At 69.8% G+C, this 18,729-nt stretch carries 20 protein-coding genes and 2 pseudogenes; 12 read left to right on the top strand and 10 right to left on the bottom strand.

All coding sequences use genetic code 11. The features are described 5' to 3' along the window. The 6 genes and pseudogenes from H5407_RS21245 to H5407_RS21220 form a co-directional block, all read left to right on the top strand. A pseudogene (locus H5407_RS21245) lies at window positions 1-454 on the top strand (allophanate hydrolase); the annotation flags it as partial. Between the two features lie 4 nt (window positions 455-458). Beyond that, window positions 459-1,250, top strand: a complete 792-nt coding sequence (locus H5407_RS21240) for a LamB/YcsF family protein (RefSeq protein WP_220800736.1) — start codon at window positions 459-461, stop codon at window positions 1,248-1,250. A 33-nt stretch (window positions 1,251-1,283) separates the two neighbouring features. Further along, entirely contained in the window at window positions 1,284-1,994 is a 711-nt protein-coding gene (locus H5407_RS21235) for a DUF969 domain-containing protein (protein ID WP_183106501.1), read from the top strand. Continuing rightward, window positions 1,991-2,986, top strand: a complete 996-nt coding sequence (locus H5407_RS21230) for a 5-oxoproline transporter, DUF979 family subunit (protein WP_183106500.1) — start codon at window positions 1,991-1,993, stop codon at window positions 2,984-2,986. Before H5407_RS21235 ends, H5407_RS21230 begins: the two co-directional genes overlap by 4 nt. An 18-nt stretch (window positions 2,987-3,004) precedes the next feature. After that, window positions 3,005-3,664: a pyroglutamyl-peptidase I gene (gene pcp / locus H5407_RS21225; RefSeq protein ID WP_183106499.1), complete on the top strand. Its 660-nt coding sequence runs from the start codon at window positions 3,005-3,007 to the stop codon at window positions 3,662-3,664. A 134-nt stretch (window positions 3,665-3,798) separates the two neighbouring features. Next, window positions 3,799-4,617: an alpha/beta fold hydrolase gene (locus H5407_RS21220; RefSeq protein WP_183106498.1), complete on the top strand. Its 819-nt coding sequence runs from the start codon at window positions 3,799-3,801 to the stop codon at window positions 4,615-4,617. Between the two features lie 18 nt (window positions 4,618-4,635). Here the strand turns inward: H5407_RS21220 and H5407_RS21215 are convergent, their stop codons facing one another. After that, window positions 4,636-6,195 carry an oleate hydratase gene (locus H5407_RS21215; RefSeq protein ID WP_183106497.1) on the bottom strand — a complete coding sequence of 520 codons (1,560 nt, stop codon included), beginning with the start codon at window positions 6,193-6,195 and terminating at the stop codon, window positions 4,636-4,638. Window positions 6,196-6,316: 121 nt separating this feature from the next. Next, window positions 6,317-6,499 carry an oxidoreductase-like domain-containing protein gene (locus H5407_RS21210; protein ID WP_255501378.1) on the bottom strand — a complete coding sequence of 61 codons (183 nt, stop codon included), beginning with the start codon at window positions 6,497-6,499 and terminating at the stop codon, window positions 6,317-6,319. A 140-nt stretch (window positions 6,500-6,639) separates the two neighbouring features. On the opposite strand from H5407_RS21210, the gene H5407_RS21205 reads away from it, so the two are divergent. Beyond that, window positions 6,640-6,918, top strand: coding sequence for a helix-turn-helix transcriptional regulator (locus tag H5407_RS21205; RefSeq protein ID WP_183106496.1), 279 nt, complete (start codon window positions 6,640-6,642; stop codon window positions 6,916-6,918). Beyond that, window positions 6,915-7,448: a GNAT family N-acetyltransferase gene (locus H5407_RS21200; protein WP_183106495.1), complete on the top strand. Its 534-nt coding sequence runs from the start codon at window positions 6,915-6,917 to the stop codon at window positions 7,446-7,448. Before H5407_RS21205 ends, H5407_RS21200 begins: the two co-directional genes overlap by 4 nt. A 38-nt stretch (window positions 7,449-7,486) precedes the next feature. Here the strand turns inward: H5407_RS21200 and H5407_RS21195 are convergent, their stop codons facing one another. Both H5407_RS21195 and H5407_RS21190 read right to left on the bottom strand, forming a co-directional pair. Next, the gene (locus H5407_RS21195) at window positions 7,487-8,653 is read right to left on the bottom strand and encodes a radical SAM protein (protein ID WP_183106494.1); all 1,167 of its coding nucleotides are present in this window, start codon (window positions 8,651-8,653) and stop codon (window positions 7,487-7,489) included. Continuing rightward, window positions 8,646-9,047 carry a hypothetical protein gene (locus H5407_RS21190; RefSeq protein WP_183106493.1) on the bottom strand — a complete coding sequence of 134 codons (402 nt, stop codon included), beginning with the start codon at window positions 9,045-9,047 and terminating at the stop codon, window positions 8,646-8,648. The genes H5407_RS21195 and H5407_RS21190 overlap by 8 nt, the downstream gene beginning before the upstream one ends. A gap of 285 nt (window positions 9,048-9,332) precedes the next feature. Between H5407_RS21190 and H5407_RS21185 the strand changes: the two genes are divergently transcribed. Next, window positions 9,333-9,998 carry a TetR/AcrR family transcriptional regulator gene (locus tag H5407_RS21185; RefSeq protein WP_183106492.1) on the top strand — a complete coding sequence of 222 codons (666 nt, stop codon included), beginning with the start codon at window positions 9,333-9,335 and terminating at the stop codon, window positions 9,996-9,998. Window positions 9,999-10,101: 103 nt separating this feature from the next. Next, window positions 10,102-10,512, top strand: coding sequence for a VOC family protein (locus H5407_RS21180; RefSeq protein ID WP_255501376.1), 411 nt, complete (start codon window positions 10,102-10,104; stop codon window positions 10,510-10,512). A 21-nt stretch (window positions 10,513-10,533) separates the two neighbouring features. Here the strand turns inward: H5407_RS21180 and H5407_RS21175 are convergent, their stop codons facing one another. Both H5407_RS21175 and H5407_RS21170 read right to left on the bottom strand, forming a co-directional pair. Continuing rightward, a complete protein-coding gene (locus H5407_RS21175; protein WP_183106491.1) occupies window positions 10,534-12,111 on the bottom strand; it encodes a hypothetical protein in 1,578 nt (525 codons plus the stop codon). A 62-nt stretch (window positions 12,112-12,173) separates the two neighbouring features. Further along, a complete protein-coding gene (locus H5407_RS21170; RefSeq protein WP_183106490.1) occupies window positions 12,174-12,668 on the bottom strand; it encodes a hypothetical protein in 495 nt (164 codons plus the stop codon). A 125-nt stretch (window positions 12,669-12,793) separates the two neighbouring features. On the opposite strand from H5407_RS21170, the gene H5407_RS21165 reads away from it, so the two are divergent. After that, entirely contained in the window at window positions 12,794-14,005 is a 1,212-nt protein-coding gene (locus H5407_RS21165; RefSeq protein WP_183106489.1) for a hypothetical protein, read from the top strand. 331 nt (window positions 14,006-14,336) lie between these two features. After that, window positions 14,337-15,089 carry a hypothetical protein gene (locus H5407_RS24515; protein WP_255501379.1) on the top strand — a complete coding sequence of 251 codons (753 nt, stop codon included), beginning with the start codon at window positions 14,337-14,339 and terminating at the stop codon, window positions 15,087-15,089. 123 nt (window positions 15,090-15,212) lie between these two features. Here the strand turns inward: H5407_RS24515 and H5407_RS24510 are convergent. From H5407_RS24510 to H5407_RS21145, 4 genes and pseudogenes are all read right to left on the bottom strand, one after another. Next, window positions 15,213-15,593, bottom strand: a pseudogene (locus tag H5407_RS24510) (LysR substrate-binding domain-containing protein); the annotation flags it as partial. Next, entirely contained in the window at window positions 15,484-16,530 is a 1,047-nt protein-coding gene (gene rtcA, locus H5407_RS21155) for an RNA 3'-terminal phosphate cyclase (protein ID WP_183106487.1), read from the bottom strand. The pseudogene H5407_RS24510 and the gene rtcA, both read right to left, overlap by 110 nt. Before the next feature lie 32 nt (window positions 16,531-16,562). Next, on the bottom strand, window positions 16,563-17,390 hold the full coding sequence (locus tag H5407_RS21150; RefSeq protein WP_183106486.1) for a nucleotidyltransferase domain-containing protein: 828 nt from the start codon (window positions 17,388-17,390) through the stop codon (window positions 16,563-16,565). A gap of 56 nt (window positions 17,391-17,446) precedes the next feature. After that, the gene (locus H5407_RS21145) at window positions 17,447-18,664 is read right to left on the bottom strand and encodes an RtcB family protein (protein ID WP_183106485.1); all 1,218 of its coding nucleotides are present in this window, start codon (window positions 18,662-18,664) and stop codon (window positions 17,447-17,449) included. Between the last annotated feature and the right edge of the window lie 65 nt (window positions 18,665-18,729).

Below are 18,729 nucleotides of genomic sequence, written 5' to 3'. Positions count from 1 at the left end.
GCCGGCCTTCACGGCGCCCGCCACGGTGGTGCTGCGCGTGCTGCCCGGCCCCGAGGCCGCGCTGTTCCACCCCGAGGCCATGGCGGCGTTCTGGCAGAACGGCTGGCGCATGGGCGCTCGCAGCAACCGCATGGGCAGCCGGCTCGACGGACCCGCGCTGCGCCGCCCCGATCGCCCCGACCAACTGGCCGAACTGCCCTCCCATGCCGTGCTCCCCGGCGTGGTGCAGGTGCCGCCGGACGGCCAGCCCATCGTACTGATGGCCGACGCCCAGGCCACCGGCGGCTACCCGCGCCTGGCCGTGGTCATCGAGGCCGACCTGCCGCGGCTCGCCCAGTGCGGCCCGGGCCAGAGCCTGCGCTTCCTGCCCGCGGACGAGGCCCAGGCTTGCGCCGCCCGGTCGCACACACGGGATGCGTTGCGCTGTCAATGCCAAGCTCTGCAGGATCTCTGAAGCCATGGGCATCGACAATCCCGGCATGCTGGAAAGCCCTGAACCCGCCGCACTGGATCTCAATGCCGACCTCGGCGAGGGTTGCGCCGACGAGGCGCAGATCCTGCCCTGGATCAGCTCCGCCAACATCGCCTGCGGCGGCCACACCGGCGATGCCGCCAGCATGCGGGCCTCCGTCGCCCGCGCCCTTGAGCATGGCGTGGCGGTGGGCGCCCATCCCAGCTATGCAGACCCGGCGCATTTCGGCCGCCGGCCGCAGACCGTGGCCCCGGCGCTGCTGACCTCGCTGCGCGGCGCGCTGGCGCGCCAGCTGCAGGACTTCCAGCAGGCCGCGCAGCGCGAAGGTGCGACGCCGCGTCATGTGAAGCCACACGGCGCGCTCTACAACCAGGCCGCCCAGGATCCGCGACTGATCGAGCTGCTGCTGGAGCTGCTGCCGCGCGAAGCACCTGGCCTGGCCCTGGTCGCCCTGGCGCGCAGCCCGCTGGCGCAATCCGCGCGCCAGGCCGGCCTGCCGGTGCGCGAGGAAGGCTTCGCCGACCGCCGCTACACCGCGGCCGGCACCCTGCTGCCGCGCGGCGAGCCGGGCGCCGTGCTGGCAGTGCTGGAGGACGGCGTCGCGCAAGGCCTGGCACTGGCCCGGGGCGCCCCCATCCCGGCGCAGGACGGCAGCCCCCTGCAACTGCGCATAGACACCCTCTGCGTGCATGGCGACGGCCTGGCCGCGCTGCCCCTGGTGCGTGCCCTGAATGAATCCCTGCGCGCCGCCGGCCTGTCCGTGCGTGCCCCCGCCTGACCCCCGCGCATTGCTCGTCAAGACCTGACCCCCATGAACCTCGCCCAGTTTCTGCCCCTGATCGGCATTCCCCTCATCGTCGTGGGCTTCGCCCTGCGCTTCAACGCCCTGCTGGTGGTGCTGGTGGCCGGTGCGGTGACCGGGCTGTGCGCCGGAGTCGAACCCCTGGCCCTGTTGGAGCTGTTCGGCGAGAAGTTCATGGCCAGCCGCTCGCTGGCGCTGGTCGTACTGCTGCTGCCGGTGGTGGCCCTGGTAGAACGCCACGGCCTGCGCGAGCATGCCCAGGCCTGGGTGGGCCGGCTGCGCGGCGCCAGCACCGGCCGGCTGCTGATGCTTTACTACCTGCTGCGCCAGGGCACCGCTGCGCTGGGCCTGACCAGCCTGGGCGGGCCGGCCCAGACCGTGCGCCCCCTGCTGGCACCCATGGCAGAAGGCCTGGCCGTGCAGCGCCACGGCCCGCTGCCGCCGGCCCTGCGCGAGCGCATCCTGGCCCACGCCGCCGCCTGCGACAACGTGGCCCTCTTCTTCGGCGAGGACATCTTCATCGCCTTTGGCGCGGTGCTGCTGATCCACAGCTTCATGCAGCAAAGCGGCATCCCGGTGGCCGAGCCCCTGGTGATCGGCCTGTGGGCCATTCCCACGGCGCTGTGCGCGGCGGTGGTGCACCTGTCGCGGCTGTCGCGGCTGGATGCGCAGATCGCCGCCGCCCTGCCCGCTGAGCCGAGCACCTGGGAGGCCGCATGAGCAGCCCCTTCGTACTCATCGACTCCGGCCTGATCCTGCCCCTGGTCGGCGTGGTCCTGCTGGCCACGGCCCTGGGCTGCTGGCGCGAGGCCGGCAGCCCGCGACGCCTCTGGCGCGGCCTGTTCTGGGCCCTGTTCGGTCTGCCCTTCCTGGTGGGCGACCTGATGCTGGGCTCGCTGGGCAAGCCCCTCACCCACCGCCTGATCGGCCTGTTGGTGCTGACCCTGGGGCTGATCGCGGGCATGGGCTACAGCGCCGGCCCGGGCTCGCCGCCCTCGCCCAAGGACCAGCAGCGGCGCCGGCAGCGCGCCGCCCTGCTGGGCCACCGCCTCTTCCTGCCGGTGCTGGCCATCCCCGTACTGACGGTGGCGGGCGTGCTGCTCGGCCCCCTGCTGCGCACCGCGCAGTGGAGTCTGATGGCCCCGCAACACCTGACCCTCGCGGCCCTGACCCTGGCCTGCCTCAGCGCCTTGCTGCTGGCCTGGCGCGTGACGGGCGACTCGCCGCGGCAGGCGCTGCAGGCCTCGCAGGGTCTGATCGAGTCCATCGGCTGGCCCCTGCTGCTGCCCCTGATGCTGGCCATGCTGGGCGGCGTCTTCCTGGCCAGCCACACGGGCCAGGCGGTCGAGACCCTGGCCCGTTCCCTGCTGCGCCCGGACAGCAAGGCCGCGGTGGTGGCCGTCTACACCCTGGGCATGGCGGCCTTCACCATGGTCATGGGCAATGCTTTCGCCGCCTTTCCGGTGATGGCCGCGGGCGTGGCCCTGCCCTTCCTGATCCAGGGCCGGGGCGCCAATCCGGCGGCCGTGCTGTCCATCGGCATGCTCTGCGGCTATTGCGGTACCCTGATGACGCCCATGGCAGCCAACTTCAACATCGTGCCCGCCGCCCTTCTGAACCTGCAGGACCGCCATGCCGTGATCAAGGCACAGCTGCCGACGGCCCTGCTGCTGCTGGCCCTGCAGACCCTGCTGCTGTACCTGATCGTCTGAGCCCCCCCCCCGCCCTTCATGAGCACGCCCGATCGCATCCTCATCACCGGCTTCGAGCCTTTCGGCGGCGAGTCCGTCAACCCCTCCGCCCAGTTGGTGCTGCAGTTGCAGGGCGAGCTGATCGCACCTGGCAGCCGCGTGGAAGCCGTGGTGCTGCCCTGCGTGTTCGACGTGGCGCTGGCCGCCCTGGAGGCCCATGTGGATCGTCTGCGCCCTCGGCTGGTGCTCTGCTGCGGACAGGCGGGAGGGCGCAGCGCCCTGAGCCTGGAGCGCGTGGCCATCAACCTGGACGACGCTCGCATCCCCGACAACGCCGGCGCGCAGCCCATCGACCGCCCGGTCCAGGTGGCCGGCCCCACCGCCTACTTCACGACCCTGCCGGTCAAGGCCATGACCCAGGCCCTGCGCGGCGCGGGTCTGCCGGCCGAGGTCTCCTACTGCGCCGGCAACTTCGTCTGCAATCACGTCTTCTACGGCCTGATGCACCTGGCGCAGCAGCGCCCCTGGCTGCGCCAAGCCGGCTTCATGCACGTCCCCTACCTGCCCGAGCAGGCGGCGCATCACCCGCATGCCGCGTCGATGGCGCTGCAGAGCATGGTCAGCGGCCTGCGCCTGGCCCTGCTGACCGCCCTGCAGACGGCCGAGGACCTGCATGTGAGCGAAGGCACCATCTGCTGAGCGGCCCGGCAGGCCGCCTGTGCTCGACCCTGCGCCCCAGATTGACGGGGCTTGCCCCTGCGCGCGGCCTGCCTTTAAGCTGGTTGCGACAGGGGCCCTGCCACAGCGGGGTCCAGGCAGTCAGGGAGCCTGGCATGGTCGATCCTTCTCGCAACCACCTTCGGCTGCTGGGCCAGGGTGAGCCCACGCTGGTGTTCGGCCATGGCTTCGGCTCGGACCAGTCCGCCTGGACTTCCGTGGCCGAGGCCTTCGCGGGATCGCACCGCGTGCTGCTCTTCGATCACGTCGGCTTCGGCCGCTCCGACCGCCTGGCCCATTGCGGCCAGCGCCACAGCTCGCTGGACGGCTATGCGCAAGACCTGCTGGACCTCCTTGAGGATCAGCAGCTCCATGACGTGGTCTACGTGGGCCACTCCATCGGCGGTGTCATCGGGCTGCTGGCCAGCCTGCTCCAGCCGCAGCGCTTTGCCCGAATGGTGCTGCTCAACGCCTCGCCGCACTTCATCGACGGCCCCGGCTACCGCGGCGGCTTCCAGCGCCGGCAGATGGCCGGCCTGCTGGCGCAAATGGATGCGGACTACCCGGCCTGGGCCGCCTTCCTCGCGCCCGTGGCCATCGGGGAAGACAACCCGACCCACTACATCGAGGACTTTGGCCGCGGCCTGCACGCACTCGATCCCCTGATCGCCGCGCGATTCGCCCGGCTGGCCTTCTATGTGGACTGTCGGGCTCGCCTGGCAGAGGTTCGCCACCCCTGCCTGGTCCTGCAGAGCACGCATGACGCCTTCGCGCCCGTCGAGGTCGGCGAGTACTTGCAGCGGCAGTTGCCCCACGCCAGGCTGCAGCTGCTGGAGAACTCCGGGCACTGCCCGCACATCACGCACCCGCAGCTGGTCATCCAGGCGCTGCAGGAACTGCTGGCGCAGCGCGAGGAGGCCGCGCGCACGGCCTAGCCGGCTGCCCGCACAGGCTCAGCGCAAGGACTTCACCAGCGAGTCCATCAGCACCTTCAGCGAACGGTCATGCCGCGTGATCGGCGGTACCGGGCGCGGCACGCCCAGTAGCTGGTAGACGGCCATCTGCGCGGCCCGCACCGAGTACTCGACAGTGAAGACCACATCGTCAGCGATCTCGACGAACTGGCTGACGAAGGCCATGTTGCGCGAGCCCGGCGGCATCGGCAGCGGCCGATCCGCATGGGCGCGGGGCATGAACATGCTGGTGATGTAGGGCATGCGGCAGGGGATGCACACGGCCCGGTCCAGCACCTCGGGGTCGAGGTTCAGGTGGCCGCGCAGCTCCTGCAGGATCTCGGCGCCGCTGCACTCGCTCATGGGCTTGGCCACGAAGTCGCCGATGCGGTCCGGCTGCAGGGCATAGCCCCAGAACACCTGCAGGCCCTCGGGCTGGCCGCGGAAGTGCGGCTGGTGGTAGAGCACCACGGACATCTGCCAGGCCGAGTCCTTGAAGGTCACCAGGCCGCCGGTGCCGGCGCGGTTGCCGGTGAAGGCCTCCATGTGGTCGAAAAAGGCCGGCTGCGCGCAGGTGACGGTGAAGGACAACCAGTAGGACTCCGTCAGCCGGCTGTTGAAGGCGGCCGGATTGCCGAACTGCGGGCGGCCCTCGGCCAGCTTTTCCCACAGGGCCCAGCCCTGGCTGTCGGCCTTGGTGAGGCGCGGGGCGGGCGCGCTCATGCTGCCCACGCTGGAGGCATCGGTCATGGAGGCGTTCTGCACGAAAACCAGGTCCTCGGGCGCCAGGACCACGGTGCGCTCGCCCTGGGCGTCACGCAGGGTGAGGCTGCGCGCGGCGGTCTGGCCGCCCTCCTCGTCCAGGGCCACGTCTGTCGCGGTCGTGCCGTGCACGAAGTTCACGCCACGCTGCAGCAGCCAGGCCTCCAGCGGCCGCACCAGGGAGTCGTACTGGTTGTAGACCGTGCGCTTGACGCCGCCCAGGGTCTCGATGCGCGGGAACTCGTTCATGAAGCGGTGCAGGTAGCGCTTGAACTCCACCGCGCTGTGCCAGGGCTGGAAGGCGAAGGTGGTCTGCCACATCCACCAGAAGTTGGTGTCAAAGAAGGCCGGGGAGAGCCAGTCGCTGATCTTGCTGGTGCCCAGGGCTTCCTCGCTGGCTTCGGTGAGGCGCAGCAGCTCCAGTCGGTCAGCGTTGCTGAAGCCCATGTGCGAGACGTCCAGCTTGTGGCGGCGGCGGTCCACCAGGCGGGCTCGGGAATGGGCGGGGTTCTGCTCGTTGAAGCGCACGGTCTCCTCGTAGACCGAGAGCTCGGGCTGGTCCAGGGAGGGAATGGACCTCATCAGGTCCCACAGGCACTCGTAATGGTCCGTGGTGAGCATGCGGCCGCCGCGCAGGCTGTAGCCCTGCTCGGGACGCCAGGCCGCATCCAGGCTGCCGCCGCTGATGGGCTGGCTTTCGTAAATGGTGATGTCCGTGCCGGGCACGCCGGCGTCGCGGATCATGAAGGCGGCGCCGGCCAGCGAACCGATGCCGCTGCCGAGGAAATAGGCTTTCATTGAAATGCTCCCTGTGAAGAACTGGATGCGGCCCATTCTTCGCGGGGGCGGCGGCGCTGACTTGATTCAGGTCACCCCGGACAGGCGGAGTGAGAGCCCTCTCTAATCTTCACAGGACGCGTCAAGCCTGAGGATGGCGTGCCTGCCAGGCGCGCAGGGCCTGGCGGTAGGCGTCCATGGCCAGGTCGTGGGTGTCGAAGATGCAGGGGGCGCAGCCATTGCCGCAGCAGTCCTCCAGAGCGGGCGGCTGCGGCGGCTGGGGCATGGGGTCGTCGTCAGGGGCGGGGGCGGTGGGCAGATGCATGCGGGGGATTGTCCCGCGTCTGGTGCGCAGGGCGTAACGCGGTCCGACGCGGTCCGACGTTCTGGCGCATGGCGCATGGCGCATGGCGACGATCCGGCTAGCACAGGCCCGATTGTGGCCACTGCGGCCACAATCCGGCCATGGCACAAGGCAAACGCATCTCCGTCGATATCCACCCCAGCGCCCTCCAGGCAATCCAGGCCCTGGGCGCGGCCGCACGTCAGGCACGGCTGCAGGCAGGCGAAGGCCAGGCCGCTGCGGCGGCGCGGCTGGGCGTGCATGTGCAGACCATCGGCCGCATCGAGGCCGGCGAGCACGGCGTGGCCATCGGCCACGTGCTGGGGCTGCTGGCGCTGTACGGGATCACCGTCTCGGCCCATGGGGCTTCGGCGCCCCCGGCATCCGAGACCGGCGCATGACGCTCGCGCCCCTGGGCGGACTGCAGATTCCGCGCTTCGAGACCGAGCGCCTGTGGCTGCGCCCTTTCCGCGAGGCGGACTTCGACGGCCTGGCCCGCTTCTTCGCGAGCCCGGTCTCTGCCACCTATGGCGGCCCCTGCTCGCGCGAGGAGGCCTGGCGCAAGTTCGCGGCCTACCTGGGCCATTGGGCCCTGCGCGGCTATGGCCCCTGGGCGCTGGAACGCCAGCGTGACGGTACCTTCATCGGTCTGAGCGGCCTATGGAACCCCGAGGGCTGGGTGGAACCCGAGATCACCTGGGCCCTGCTGCCCGAGGCCCAGGGGCATGGCTACGCGACCGAGGCGGCCCGAGGCGCCCTGGCGGCAGCCTACGGCCACTTCGGCTGGCGCACCGCCGTCAGCGTGGTGGCCGAAGGCAACAATGCCTCCATGGCCGTGGCCCATCGCCTGGGCGCGCGACTGGAGCGGCGCATCCCATTCCGGGGTGGGCAGGGTCTGGTGTACCGGCATCGCGGGCCCGGCGAGGGCTGAGCACCGCGCCGACGCGGGCCTCGTTCCGGCGCCTCAGCCTACTGTCGCGCACCTTGTGCGAGGACCGGCCCTCGCGCGGCCAGGCCTCTGGAGGGCAGCAGCGGCACGGGGACGGACACCGACACGGTCAAGGGCGGGTCGGCCGGCCGCGCGCGCGCCGCGACCTCGTCATACCAGTAGGCCGCTGGCGCCATGCCCTCGGCCAGCGCCTGCCAGGTACGCTCCAGGGCCTCCACCAGGCGCCGGCTGGCACTGCTGTGCAGCCAGCGCGCCGTCAGAGCCTTGAGCGTCATCTCATGCACCGAGCCCAGCCACAGCGCAGGCGGCAGCTCGTGCGTCAGCGGCAGCACCTGCCCATCCGACTGCAGCACCAGCACAGGTGCCAGGGTCGTCAGCGCGGACGCCGGCCAGGCAGGCACCAGGCGATCGCGATGGGCGCGGATCTGGTCCTGGCTCAGAGCGTCCACCTGCACCCGCACACCGCTGCGCGTCTGCAGCGCCTGCGCCAGCCGCTGGGCCTCAACGATGGCGGCCAGCAGCTCCTGACCGTCGGGCCGCGCGCCCAGCAGCGTGTCCCGGGCGCGCCCGTGCAGCGTCAGCGGATGCACCTGCACGCTCTGCGCGCCGTGCGCGGCGGCCAACCCCACGACGTCCTCCAGTTCATCGACGTTGTGCTGGGTCAGCGTGAAGATGAAGCCGAAGGGCGTGCCCGTGGCGCGGGGCTGCGCCAGCAGGTGCAGAGTGCGGGCCAGCGCACCGGGCTGGCCGCGCAGCGCATCGTGCGTGGCCTCGCGACCATCGACGGAGATGGCCAGCCGGTCCAGCAGCGGCGCGATGGCGGCCCAGCGACGCGGGCTCAGCAGCAGGCCATTGCTGGTAAGACTGGTCAGCAGCCCGAGCCGGCGGGCATGCAGCAGCAGGCCCGGCAGATCCTCGTAGAGCAGGGGCTCGCCGCCGGACACCGCCAGCTGCCGGTAGCCCAGCGCTGCGGCGTCATCGAGCACCGCGCACAGCAGGGCCAATGGAAGCTGCTGCCTTTCCTTCGGTCCGGACGCGGTGTAGCAGTGCGCACAGGCCAAGTTGCACAGGCGTGTGGGATGCAGCTGGATGATGGGCGCCACGCCCGTGGGCCCGGCACAGCCCTGCTGCAGCACCGGGCGCACGATGGCGCCCGGTGCTGTCCAGGAGGCAAAGCCCTCAGCCACCCACGGCTCCGCGCAGGCCGAGATGCGAGATGCCGCCTTCCAACACATTGCCGGGCTGCACCACATGGCCGAAGTCCAGCTGCATGCGGATCAGGTCCGGCCAGGGCGTGCCATCGATCAGGATGCGCGGCGGCTTGACCTCGCCGCCATGCATACGGTGCCACTTGAGCCAGAACAGCAAGTCGTTGCCGCACATGGGCACGTCATCACCCGCGTAGCTGAGCGAGAGCCGCATGCCAGTGGCGTTGGCGCCGCCGTAGACCGTGGCTTCCTCGATGCGGGCCGGCGACTTGTCCATCGCCTGTGCGATCTCGCGCACGGACTCCTCGGTCAACTGGCGGGCCTTCCAGGCGGCCAGCAGCTTTTCCGAACCGCGTTGCTTGTCTATGTTCATGGTGGGACTCCCTTGATGAGGGGCAAAGGCGGCCGCACAGGACGCGCGGCTTGGCCTTCAAACTCTAGGAGTCGCCCGCCGCGAAGCAGCCCACGACCTAGGGAGGCCTGGCCCGGAGTGCGCGCCAACCTAGGGGGATGCCAGGGTGCGGGGTTCCCACAGCGAACCACTGCGCAGGCTGCGCGGTCCCTGCCTTAGGCAAGCGCTGGCATCAGGGCGGCCACGCAGGGCTGTGCAGCGCCAGCTCGCTCTAGACTGCGAACGGCCCCTTTTTCCGCTGCCCTCATGAGCTCCACACCGCCCCTGCTTCCTCGCAAGTCCCCGCGCCAGCGCCGTTCGCAGCTGACCGTTGCCAGCCTCCTGGAGGCCGCGGCTCAGGTCCTGGAGACGCAGGGGCTGGAGGGTTTCAACACCAATGCAGTGGCCGAGCGCGCGGGCGTAGGTATCGGTTCGCTGTACCAGTACTTTCCGTCCAAGGACGCCCTGACCCTGGCCCTGCTGGAACGCGAGGCCGCCCGCTTCGAGGCCGATGCCATGGCCGCGCTGGAGGTGCCAGACGGCCCCGCCGCCCTGCGTCACCTGATCCGGGCGTCCGTACGCCAGCAGCTAGAGCGTGCCGAGCTGGCCCGGCTGCTCGACGAGCAGGAGGGGCGGCCCGAGCTGCGAGCCCATCTGGACAAGGGGCGCTTCGGCCAGCTGATCGGCACGCTGCTGCAGCGCCCGGGCCTGCCGCGGCAGGCGGACGCCGCCCTCGCCGCTGCCGATGTCGCCGCCCTGATCCGCGGCCTGGTGGATGGCGCGGGCGAGCGACGGGAGACCGATCTGGCGCACCTGCAGCGCCGCGTGGAGGCGGCGGTCTTCGGCTACCTGAATCAGGCCGCGTCCGCGGCACCGGGCGGGCAAGGCCGTGAATGCGAGTCGGGCATGCGGGCCGGCCCCGGACCGACCTGATTCCGCCGGGTTCCGCCGGTCTGCCCCGCGCAGTGTGAATGCGAGTACCGAGGCAGGGGCCTGCTCCCTAGCATGAGCGGACCTTTCAACGCACGGAGCTTCCATGCCGCACCCGACCCGCCAGCGCCCCGCCACCATGACCCTGAACCACCTCAGCTTCCCCTCGCCCGACCTCGAGGCCACCACTCGATTCTTCGAGCAGCAGCTGGGCTGCACCGTGCACCGCATGGGCGCCGTCAACTTCCTCAAGCACCAGGACTTCGACATCGTCATCGAGGACGGCCGCCTCCATGGCCTCGGCGCCATCGCCTGGCCCCACAACTTCCACATCGGCTTCGAGCTGCCGACCCGCCAGGCCGTGGTCGATCTCTCCGAGCGCCTCACCGCCCAGGGCCTTCGCTTCACCCAGACCCTGCACCACGCGATGCGGGGCACGCGCTTCTTCTGCGAGGCGCCGGGCGGGCTGGTGATCGAGGTGAACACGCGGGAGGATGCGCAGATTCCCCTCACTTGAGCCCGCACGCTGCCTGGCGTTTCAGCTGCCGGCGCACAGCTTCTTGAGCGAGGCCAGGCCTGCATCACCGGCCAAATTCGGCAGCTGGCCAAGGGCGGATTTCAACTCGGCAGCAGCATCCCTGGCCTTGGCGTTCTTGGGATCCACCGCCTTGGCATAGCTGACTGTCCAGCCGGCGATGCTGTCGCCGACCCTGGCCCTGTAGGCCAATGCCAGCGTCTGCGCCTGTTCCGCGATCAGCTGGGACTGCCGACCGGCCTTGGCTGCATCGCCCAGCAGGCCGCTGCGCTTGCCGGCATCAGGTTCGACAAGGGCCGCGGCAGCACTGGACTGCTCGCTAGCAACCAGCATCGCCGCGGCCTGGCGGCATGCCGCGGGCAGTGCGGCGGGCAGGCCGGTGGCGCTGAAATCGACGGCCTTGATTCCCATCTCATCCTCGCCGGGGGCCGAGGCGGGCCTTCGTTCCCTGAACTGCTGGACCGTGCCCTTCATCTCGTCCACGGCGGCGGCCAGGCTTGCAAGAGCCAGGTTGAGCATGGGCAGCGCCGCTGGATCGCCAGACGGCTTGCCCCCGCTGAGCTGCGATCCCGCCAGCTTGGGCATGTGCTCCATGAGGGCCTTGCTCCTCTTGAGCAGCTCGTCTGCGGACACGTCCTGACTCAGCATCAACTGGTTGGCCGCCTTCAGCTTCGCGATCATGCTCATGCCGGTGTTGAGCCCGGGGTCGTCGAAAAGGCGGATCGCATCGGCCGCCTGCTGAAAACCCGCGGCCACGGAGCACTGCCCGTGGTAGTACATGGCGTCCTTGATGGCCGCTTCAACGGGGTAGTCGGCGTAGGCCTTGGCCTGGCCTGCATGCTGGATCTGCTGGTAGACATCCCGGCGGCGCTTGTCGATGCTCTCGATCACCACGTGCGCGGCCAGGTTGGAGAAGAAGTCCTGGTTGTATTCCGCCCGTGCCCCACTGGAGATGGCCGCGGTGCCTGCCCAGTTGCGAGCCGCACCGACCGAGCTCACAAGCGCGCCGGCCGTGCCGGCCATGGTCGTCAGGATACCCAGGCCGAAGTTGGTGCGGGAAAAGCTGCGTTGCAAGCCGATCTTGAACGCCGAGCAGCGCTGCTCGGACGATGCGAGCAGGCGCTCCTGCATGGCATTGCGGGCCTGTCTGCGCTGGTCTTCGGTGGCTCGCTCCACCCTGCAGGCGAAGTAGCGGACCGAGCGATCCAGGCGCGTGCGGTCCTGGCTGGCGAATTCACCCCCTTCAAGCTGCTGGTCGTCCGCGACGCCGCCACGAGCCCATCTGGGCGTCATCTCCGCCTGCTGCGAACACACGTCATCCCGCAACTCTGGTGCGGGGGCATAGCGCAGCAGCAGATAGCCCAGGTCCACCGGCTCGACCACGTTGCGGTCGGTGAGCTGGAACGCCCCGGCGGCGTCAAAGCCATTGGTTTCCCGCGTGTACTGGCCAATGCTGCTGCAGGCCCCCAGGGCCGAGGCCCCCAGCGTGACGCAGCCCAGTCGTAGCCAGCGCCAGGACCGTGCGCGGACTGGCGTCGTCCGCAGGGTGGTTGTGAGGGTTGTGGTTGTGGTGGTGTTCATGCGTATCGCTCCCTGAATAGTGGCGTGACGCGGCCCGGCGCCCTCGCCCGCCGTAGCCTGGTTCAACGGGGCGTCACCCTCTGCTGCGGGGCGGACCTCGGGATCGGCTCCAGCACCTGCACATCGATGGAATCCACCCAGCACATGGCGCCCGAGCTGGCCTCGGCCAAATCACGCTGGGCCAGCAGGGTCAGGGACAGGCGCAGCTCGCCGTCCGCTCCGATGCGGGCTGTGGTTGCTCCGGCCAGCGGCTCCTCGGGCGAGTCCGGCATCAAGGCAATGCGACGGCCATTGGCCCAGACCATCACGTGCGCCAGCCCGCGGGGGCCGCCGATCTGGCTGCCCCCACGCACCTGCACGCTGACCCAGCCCGTTCCGCGGCAACGCACCCGGCCATCGGCACGCACGGCCTGGGGAGTGGCGTCCTGGTCGTCCGGCTGGCTGGCGGCTTCCAGGCCGGTGAACAGGATGGACAGGGCCCGGCCGTCATCGGTTCGGGCGCCGCTGACGCCCAGTTCGACCTTGTCAAAGCTGGCTGATTCAAGAGTCAGAGACATCACGTTCTCCCTGTAAGTGGACGTCTCCAATATGCTGGGTCTGCGACCGGCCGGCGCCCCATGGGTTGAGGGCAAACGCTGGTTCAAGGCACGAAGTTGTCGAGCCGGCGTCATCAGCTTGTGGGATGCTGTTGATTGACAGCCGCTTCACCATGACGCCCATGCTGCGCAGCCATAACGTCTCCAAGCGACGCCTGGCCCAGCTTCCGGCCCTGCTGGGCGCGGGGCTGGCGCCGGGGGACTTCATTCCCGCCCTGTTGGAGGCCTTGCACGAGGTCATCCCCAGTGCCCGCAACCTCTTCGACCACACGGACGCCCAAGGCCGCCTGTTGCACTATTACGTCGAAGGCCCGGTGGACGATGGCATTGCGCAGCACTACTTCGAGCACTTCCACAACCGTCGCGAGGCGGACTGCATGCCGGCCTTCCAGTCCCTGGCCCTGACGCCGGGCGGCGTGCGCAGCGCCCGTCCGCTGATGACGCCCGCGTTCTACAACTCGGCCCTGTACCAAGAGATCTGGAAGCCCCAGGGCCTGCACAGCCGCATCGAGGGCGTGGTGCGCGATGCCAGGGGCCAGCTGCTGGGCAGCTTGGTGCTGTACCGAGGCCCCGAGGACGCGCCCTTCAGCGCCGACGAGGAGCAGGCCTTGGCCGCCGTGCTCCCCTGGGTGGCGCGAGGCCTGCAGGCAGGCATGGCGTCACAGCCCCTCATGTCGCCATGCAGGCCCCGGGATGCCGCTGCCGTCCCGCCCCCGGCAGGCCCCGTGCCAGGCGCCGCGCCGCGCTACCTCCCCGCGCCAGAACAGGCGGAGACCCTGCTGCTGGATGCCCAAGGCCAGCTGCTCAGTGCCACGGCCGGCGCGGCACGCCTGCTGCTGCTGGCCACCGGCGGGCTGACCATCGACACGCTGGCGGACGGTCGCGCCGGGATGGAGGCCGCGCTGAGGCGCGTCTTCGCATCCGACCTGCCACCCGTCGGCCGAGGCCGCTCGCTGACCCTGATCAATGCCCACGGCCGCTTCATCGCCGAGGCCCGTGCCCTGCAGGGGGCGAGGGACTGCCCGGGCTGCCCCACCACCCTCGTCACTCTGAGGCGCCTGGAACCTCATGCCGTGGCCCTGCATCGCGCCCTGCGCCAGCTCCCCCTCACCGCGGGCCAGCTGCAGGTCTGCGCGGCGCTGTGCCAGGGGCATGGCCCGGCGGGCATCGCCCAGCTCCAGGGCGTGGCCCACAGCACAGTGGTGGATCACATCCGCAAGATCTATCGCGCCCTGGGGGTGGGCAGCGTGCATGAGCTGTGCAGGCGGGTCGAGGGCGAGCTCTCAGTGAGCCACTGAACCGACCGTGGGGCCGTCACGTTCCGGGGCCCTGGCCGACCCGCGGATCCTGAAGCCCCTGGGCCCGGGGAGGACGGGGGCAGCGCCTCACTGCAGGTGCCGGCCCCCCCACCCTCCAGGCCTGCCCCGCAGCCTCCGTCGAGAAGCGCAACTGCTTGAAGTGCTCGATCACATTGATGGCGCACCCGCAGGTGGCGTCAGCTCGGCGCCTAGCATCTGCGCACCGCACACCGCGGCCGGCGCGTGGACAATCGCGCAGCGCACCGCCTGCCCTCACATGCCTGACTCACTCACTCGCTCGCCCCATCCCCTGAATCCGTACCAGCAAGCCATGGCCGAGGCCGCGGAACAGGCCTACCAGGTCTTTGGCGCCCTGCCCCGTCCGGAGCGGTTGCGCAACCATGGCGGGCCTTGGCGGGACCACGAGTTCGAGGCCCTGATGTGCCCGCTGCCGCTGCGCGAAGTGAGCGCCAGGCTCTTCTACTCGTACTTTATGGACCCCTCGCTCGATGGTCATTCGAGCGAGGAATTCCTGTACTTCCTGCCCCGCATCCTCGACCTGCTGGCGCGAGGCGCGGTGCCGCACATCGCGCTCGAACTCACGTTGGATGATCTGAGGCAGTGTCAGGAGAGCATGCTTGACGCGACGGCGCTGGATCTCCTGCATCGATTCACCCTGGCGTACTTCAAGAATCTGGTCGGCCCCAATGAATGGCAGGCGCGATCGGCCAAGCCGGAGGACGATCCGCTGGATGTGCTGGCCATGACGCATCTGGCCGGCCTGCCCGTCCAGCCGCTGCTGGACTGGTGGGTGGCGTCCGATGACATCCGGTCCAGCCAGCATTTCGTCCAGTCTGCCTACTGGAACTGGTGGGGGCCGAGCTGCAGCATGCACGCCTTCCTGGAAGATGAGCCCGGCTTCCTGGCCGTGCTGCAGGCCTGGCTGGCAGACCCGGCCGTGCGGGCGCGCTGGCGGGACAAGCTCGCCGAGCCGGCCTTCCAGGACCTGGCACGCCGGGAGTTCGGCTTCGGCCCGGTACCGATCAGCGAGATGCTGGCGGTGGCCCTGGCCGAGCTGGGCTGAGCCCCCGCGCCAAGGCGGACCCGCAAGCGAGCGGCCGGGCTGCCTCCTCCAGCAGCTGGCCGGCTCATTCGGCGCGGTAGACCCCATGTAGTAGGACAGCCGCGAGCGGCACTCGACCGCCGAGAAGAGCCGGACCAGCCGCCCTGCCGCCAGGCCGTCGCTGGCCATCACGCTGCGGGCCATCGCAATGCCATGGCCCTCCGCCACGGCCTGCAGTACGGCAGCCGAATCATTGATGCGCAAGGGGCCGCGCGACAGGCGGGTGCGCACGCCGGCGGCCTCCAGCCCGCTCGCCCAGCCGCGGAAGCCGACAAGGCGGACTGGGTGACGGGGGCAGTGTGGGATGTAGATGGCGGGGCGATGGCAGAGAGGAACTGAGGACCGCCCTCCCTCGCTAGAGCGCCAGAGCCCGGACCTGCCAGGCGCTGCCCTCGTGTCCGAAAGGCGTTGCGGAGAACCGCACCGGCAGGAAGCGCTCGATGACCTCGAAGTTGGTCCTCGCATGGGGCGTCAGCTCGGTGCAGGTGAAGGAGGCCTTGCCGCCCCGCTGCCACAGCGCCAGGGCCAGCGGCAGGGCCCATTGGTCCGTCAGGTGTGGGCCGAGGGCGGCCTCGCTGGCCTGGTAGGCCCGCACCTCGCCCACCACCGCCTGCGCGACCTGCTCGGCGCTCACGCCTTTCTCGCCGAAGGCGGTGAAGACCTCGGTGACGTGCTCGTGCACGAGCGTCGCAAGCAGCGCGTTGCCCGGCCCTTCGTTCTGCCGCGTGGCTGCCTCGCGCAGCTGCGCCTCATGCCAGCCCAGGCCCGCACCGAGCTGCTGCAGCTCGCGGCGCGCGACGGAGCGCGGCAGGGCGGGCGCGAAGCACTCGGCGTGGGCCTCACGCAGGGCGCCGCGCTCGTTCAGGTCGAAGGGCTGGAGCAGGTCTCGCGCCGGCCAGAGGACGGCCTCGATCTCGCCCCCGCCGGCGGGGTAGAAACCCATGCGGCGCAGCACGAGCTCGGCCTCCGCGCCCAGGCGGCGCAGCAGGGGCGCGTAGCTTCGATCCAGGAAGTGGAAGGGCGGCGCCATGGGGTTGTGCGTGCCACCGCCCAGCTTCACGCGGCTGGGTGCCTCGGCCATCATCAGCGCCGGCCAGACGGTCTGCAGCACCAGGGTGCAGCTGCCCGCCGTGCCGACGTTGAAGGCGTAGTCGCCCGCACGCACAGGGCCCGGCGTGAAGTGCAGGGTCTGCGAGCTGAGCTCGGCGCCCAGCACCTGCGCACCGCACACCGCGGCCGCCGCATTCACGCAGGTCAGGTGCTGGCGCATCAGGCCGGGCTTGGGGCGGCCCGCGCGAATCCGCGTCAGTGCAAAAGGCTGGCCCGTGCACATGGACAGGGCCAGGGAGGTTCGCAGGATCTGTCCACCGCCCTCGCCGGTGGAGCCGTCGATTTCAATCATGTTCTTCTCTCTTCTTGTCATTCTGACGCCACTCAGGCATCGTTCCAGTCCGGACTGTCGAAGTGCAGGACGGCCTCCTGCAGGTACTGGTCCAGCGGCCAGCCATCGGCCCGAAGCCCCTGCTCGGGCAGGTGGCTCAGCGCATGAGCCAGCTCGGCTTCGATGAAGTCGTGCAGCACCACCCAACGCGGGCTCGTCGCGGACTCTCCGGCGCGCATCTTGATCGCCAGCAGCGCATTGAGCGCGTCCAGCACCCGGCTGTCCGTGAGCGTCTGGCTGGCCAGTTCGGCAAAGCGCATCGGCGGCACGCCGCGCCCCTCGCGTATCCATCGCGCGGCCAGCAGCGGCCTGATCACATAGAGATACTTCTTGTAGCGAACCTGCTCGCCGTAGAGATGCTCGCGCAGGTTCTTCCGGGCCATCGACACATAGTGGTGATAGCCCCGCACCGGCGAAAAGCCCTCCTCCGCGAGCCGGCGCAGCCGCGTGACCCAGCCCACTTCCTGCCGGTAGACGACGGGCGAACGCAGCCACTCCAGCAGCGTCGGATTGGAGTCCCGCAGCAGCTGCAGCGTCTTGCGAAGGTCCCAGCCGTTGATGTCCAGATCCCCGCTGATGGGATGCTCGATCACATCGCGGCCCGGCGCCACGCTGAGGTACCAGGGCAGGCGATGGACGTAGATGAAACGGACGTCGTAGTCGCTGTCCGGCGAGGCGAAGCCCCAGCCGCGGCTGCCGGATTCGCAGGCGAAAAGCACCTTCACTTCATGCCGCCGCTCCAGCGCGGCCAGCTGCTCCAGCACGGTAGCGCGCATCGTCTCCGACACCGGATGCGCGCTGAGCACCGCTTCCTCCTTCATGCACTCTCTCCTCTGTTTCTCTTGTCCGGCGAGCGCATGCACGAAGCACCGTCCGCTCACCCCTTCACGCACACCACCTGCTTCAGCGTGTGCACCACTTCCACCAGGTCGCTCTGCGCGGCCATGACGGCGTCGATGTCCTTGTAGGCCATGGGGATCTCGTCGATGACGTTGGCATCCTTGCGGCATTCCACGCCCTCGGTCGCCTTGACCTGGTCCGCCACGGTGAACAGCTTCTTAGCCTTGGTGCGGCTCATGACGCGGCCCGCGCCGTGGCTGCAGCTCTCGAAGCTCTCCGGATTGCCCAGGCCGCGCACGATGAAGCTGCGGGCGCCCATGCTGCCGGGGATGATGCCCATCTCACCGCGCTTGGCACTCACCGCGCCCTTGCGGGTGATGAACACGTCCTGGCCGAAGTGGCGCTCCTGCTGCACGTAGTTGTGGTGGCAGTTCACGGCCTCGACATGGGCCTCGAAGGGTTTGGTGATGACCGAGCGCACCGTGGTGATCAGGTGGGCCATCATCACCTCGCGGTTCTTCATCGCGAACTTCTGGGCCCAGGACACGCCGCGCACGTAGTCGCCGAAGTACTGGGCGCCTTCCTCGAAATAGGCCAGGTCCTGGTCCGGCAGGTTGCGCTGGTGGCGCTCGGCGTCCTTCTTGGCCAGCTCGATGAAGTGGGTGCCGATGGCATTGCCCACGCCACGCGAGCCCGAGTGCAGCATGAACCACACGAAGCCGGCCTCATCGAGACAGACCTCGATGAAGTGGTTGCCCGTGCCCAGCGTGCCCAGGTGCTTGTGGTTGTTGGTGTTCCTCAGGCGCGGGTGCAGCTCGCACAGCGCCTCGAACTCGTCCACCAGCGTGGCCCAGGCCTGGTCCACCAGGGTGGGCGGGTTCTCCCAGCTGCCGGCGTCGCGGCCGCGGTGCTTCGGGGTCAGGCCGTGCGGCACGGCACGCTCGATGGCCGAGCGCAGCGGGCCCAGATTGTCCGGCAGGTCCTCGGCGCGCAGCGTGGTCTTGGCGGCCATCATGCCGCAGCCGATGTCCACGCCCACGGCCGCCGGGATGATGGCCTTGAGCGTCGGGATCACCGAGCCCACCGTGGCGCCGATGCCCAGGTGGACATCGGGCATGGCGGCGACGTGCTTGAAGACGATGGGCAGCTTGGCGGCATTGCTCAGCTGCTGCATGGCCTCGGGCTCGACGGGGACGCCGTTGGTCCACATCTTGATGGGGACGCCCCCCTCGGGCTGTTCGATCTTGTAGTTCATGACTTCCTCTGGTCTATTTCGTTCATTGTCTTTTGGTGGACGCGACGGGATTCGAACCCGCATCA

It is taken from the genome of Mitsuaria sp. WAJ17 (assembly GCF_014174515.1).
Taxonomy (GTDB): Bacteria; Pseudomonadota; Gammaproteobacteria; order Burkholderiales; family Burkholderiaceae_C; genus Roseateles_B.
This window is presented reverse-complemented; position numbering and strand designations above follow the sequence as displayed.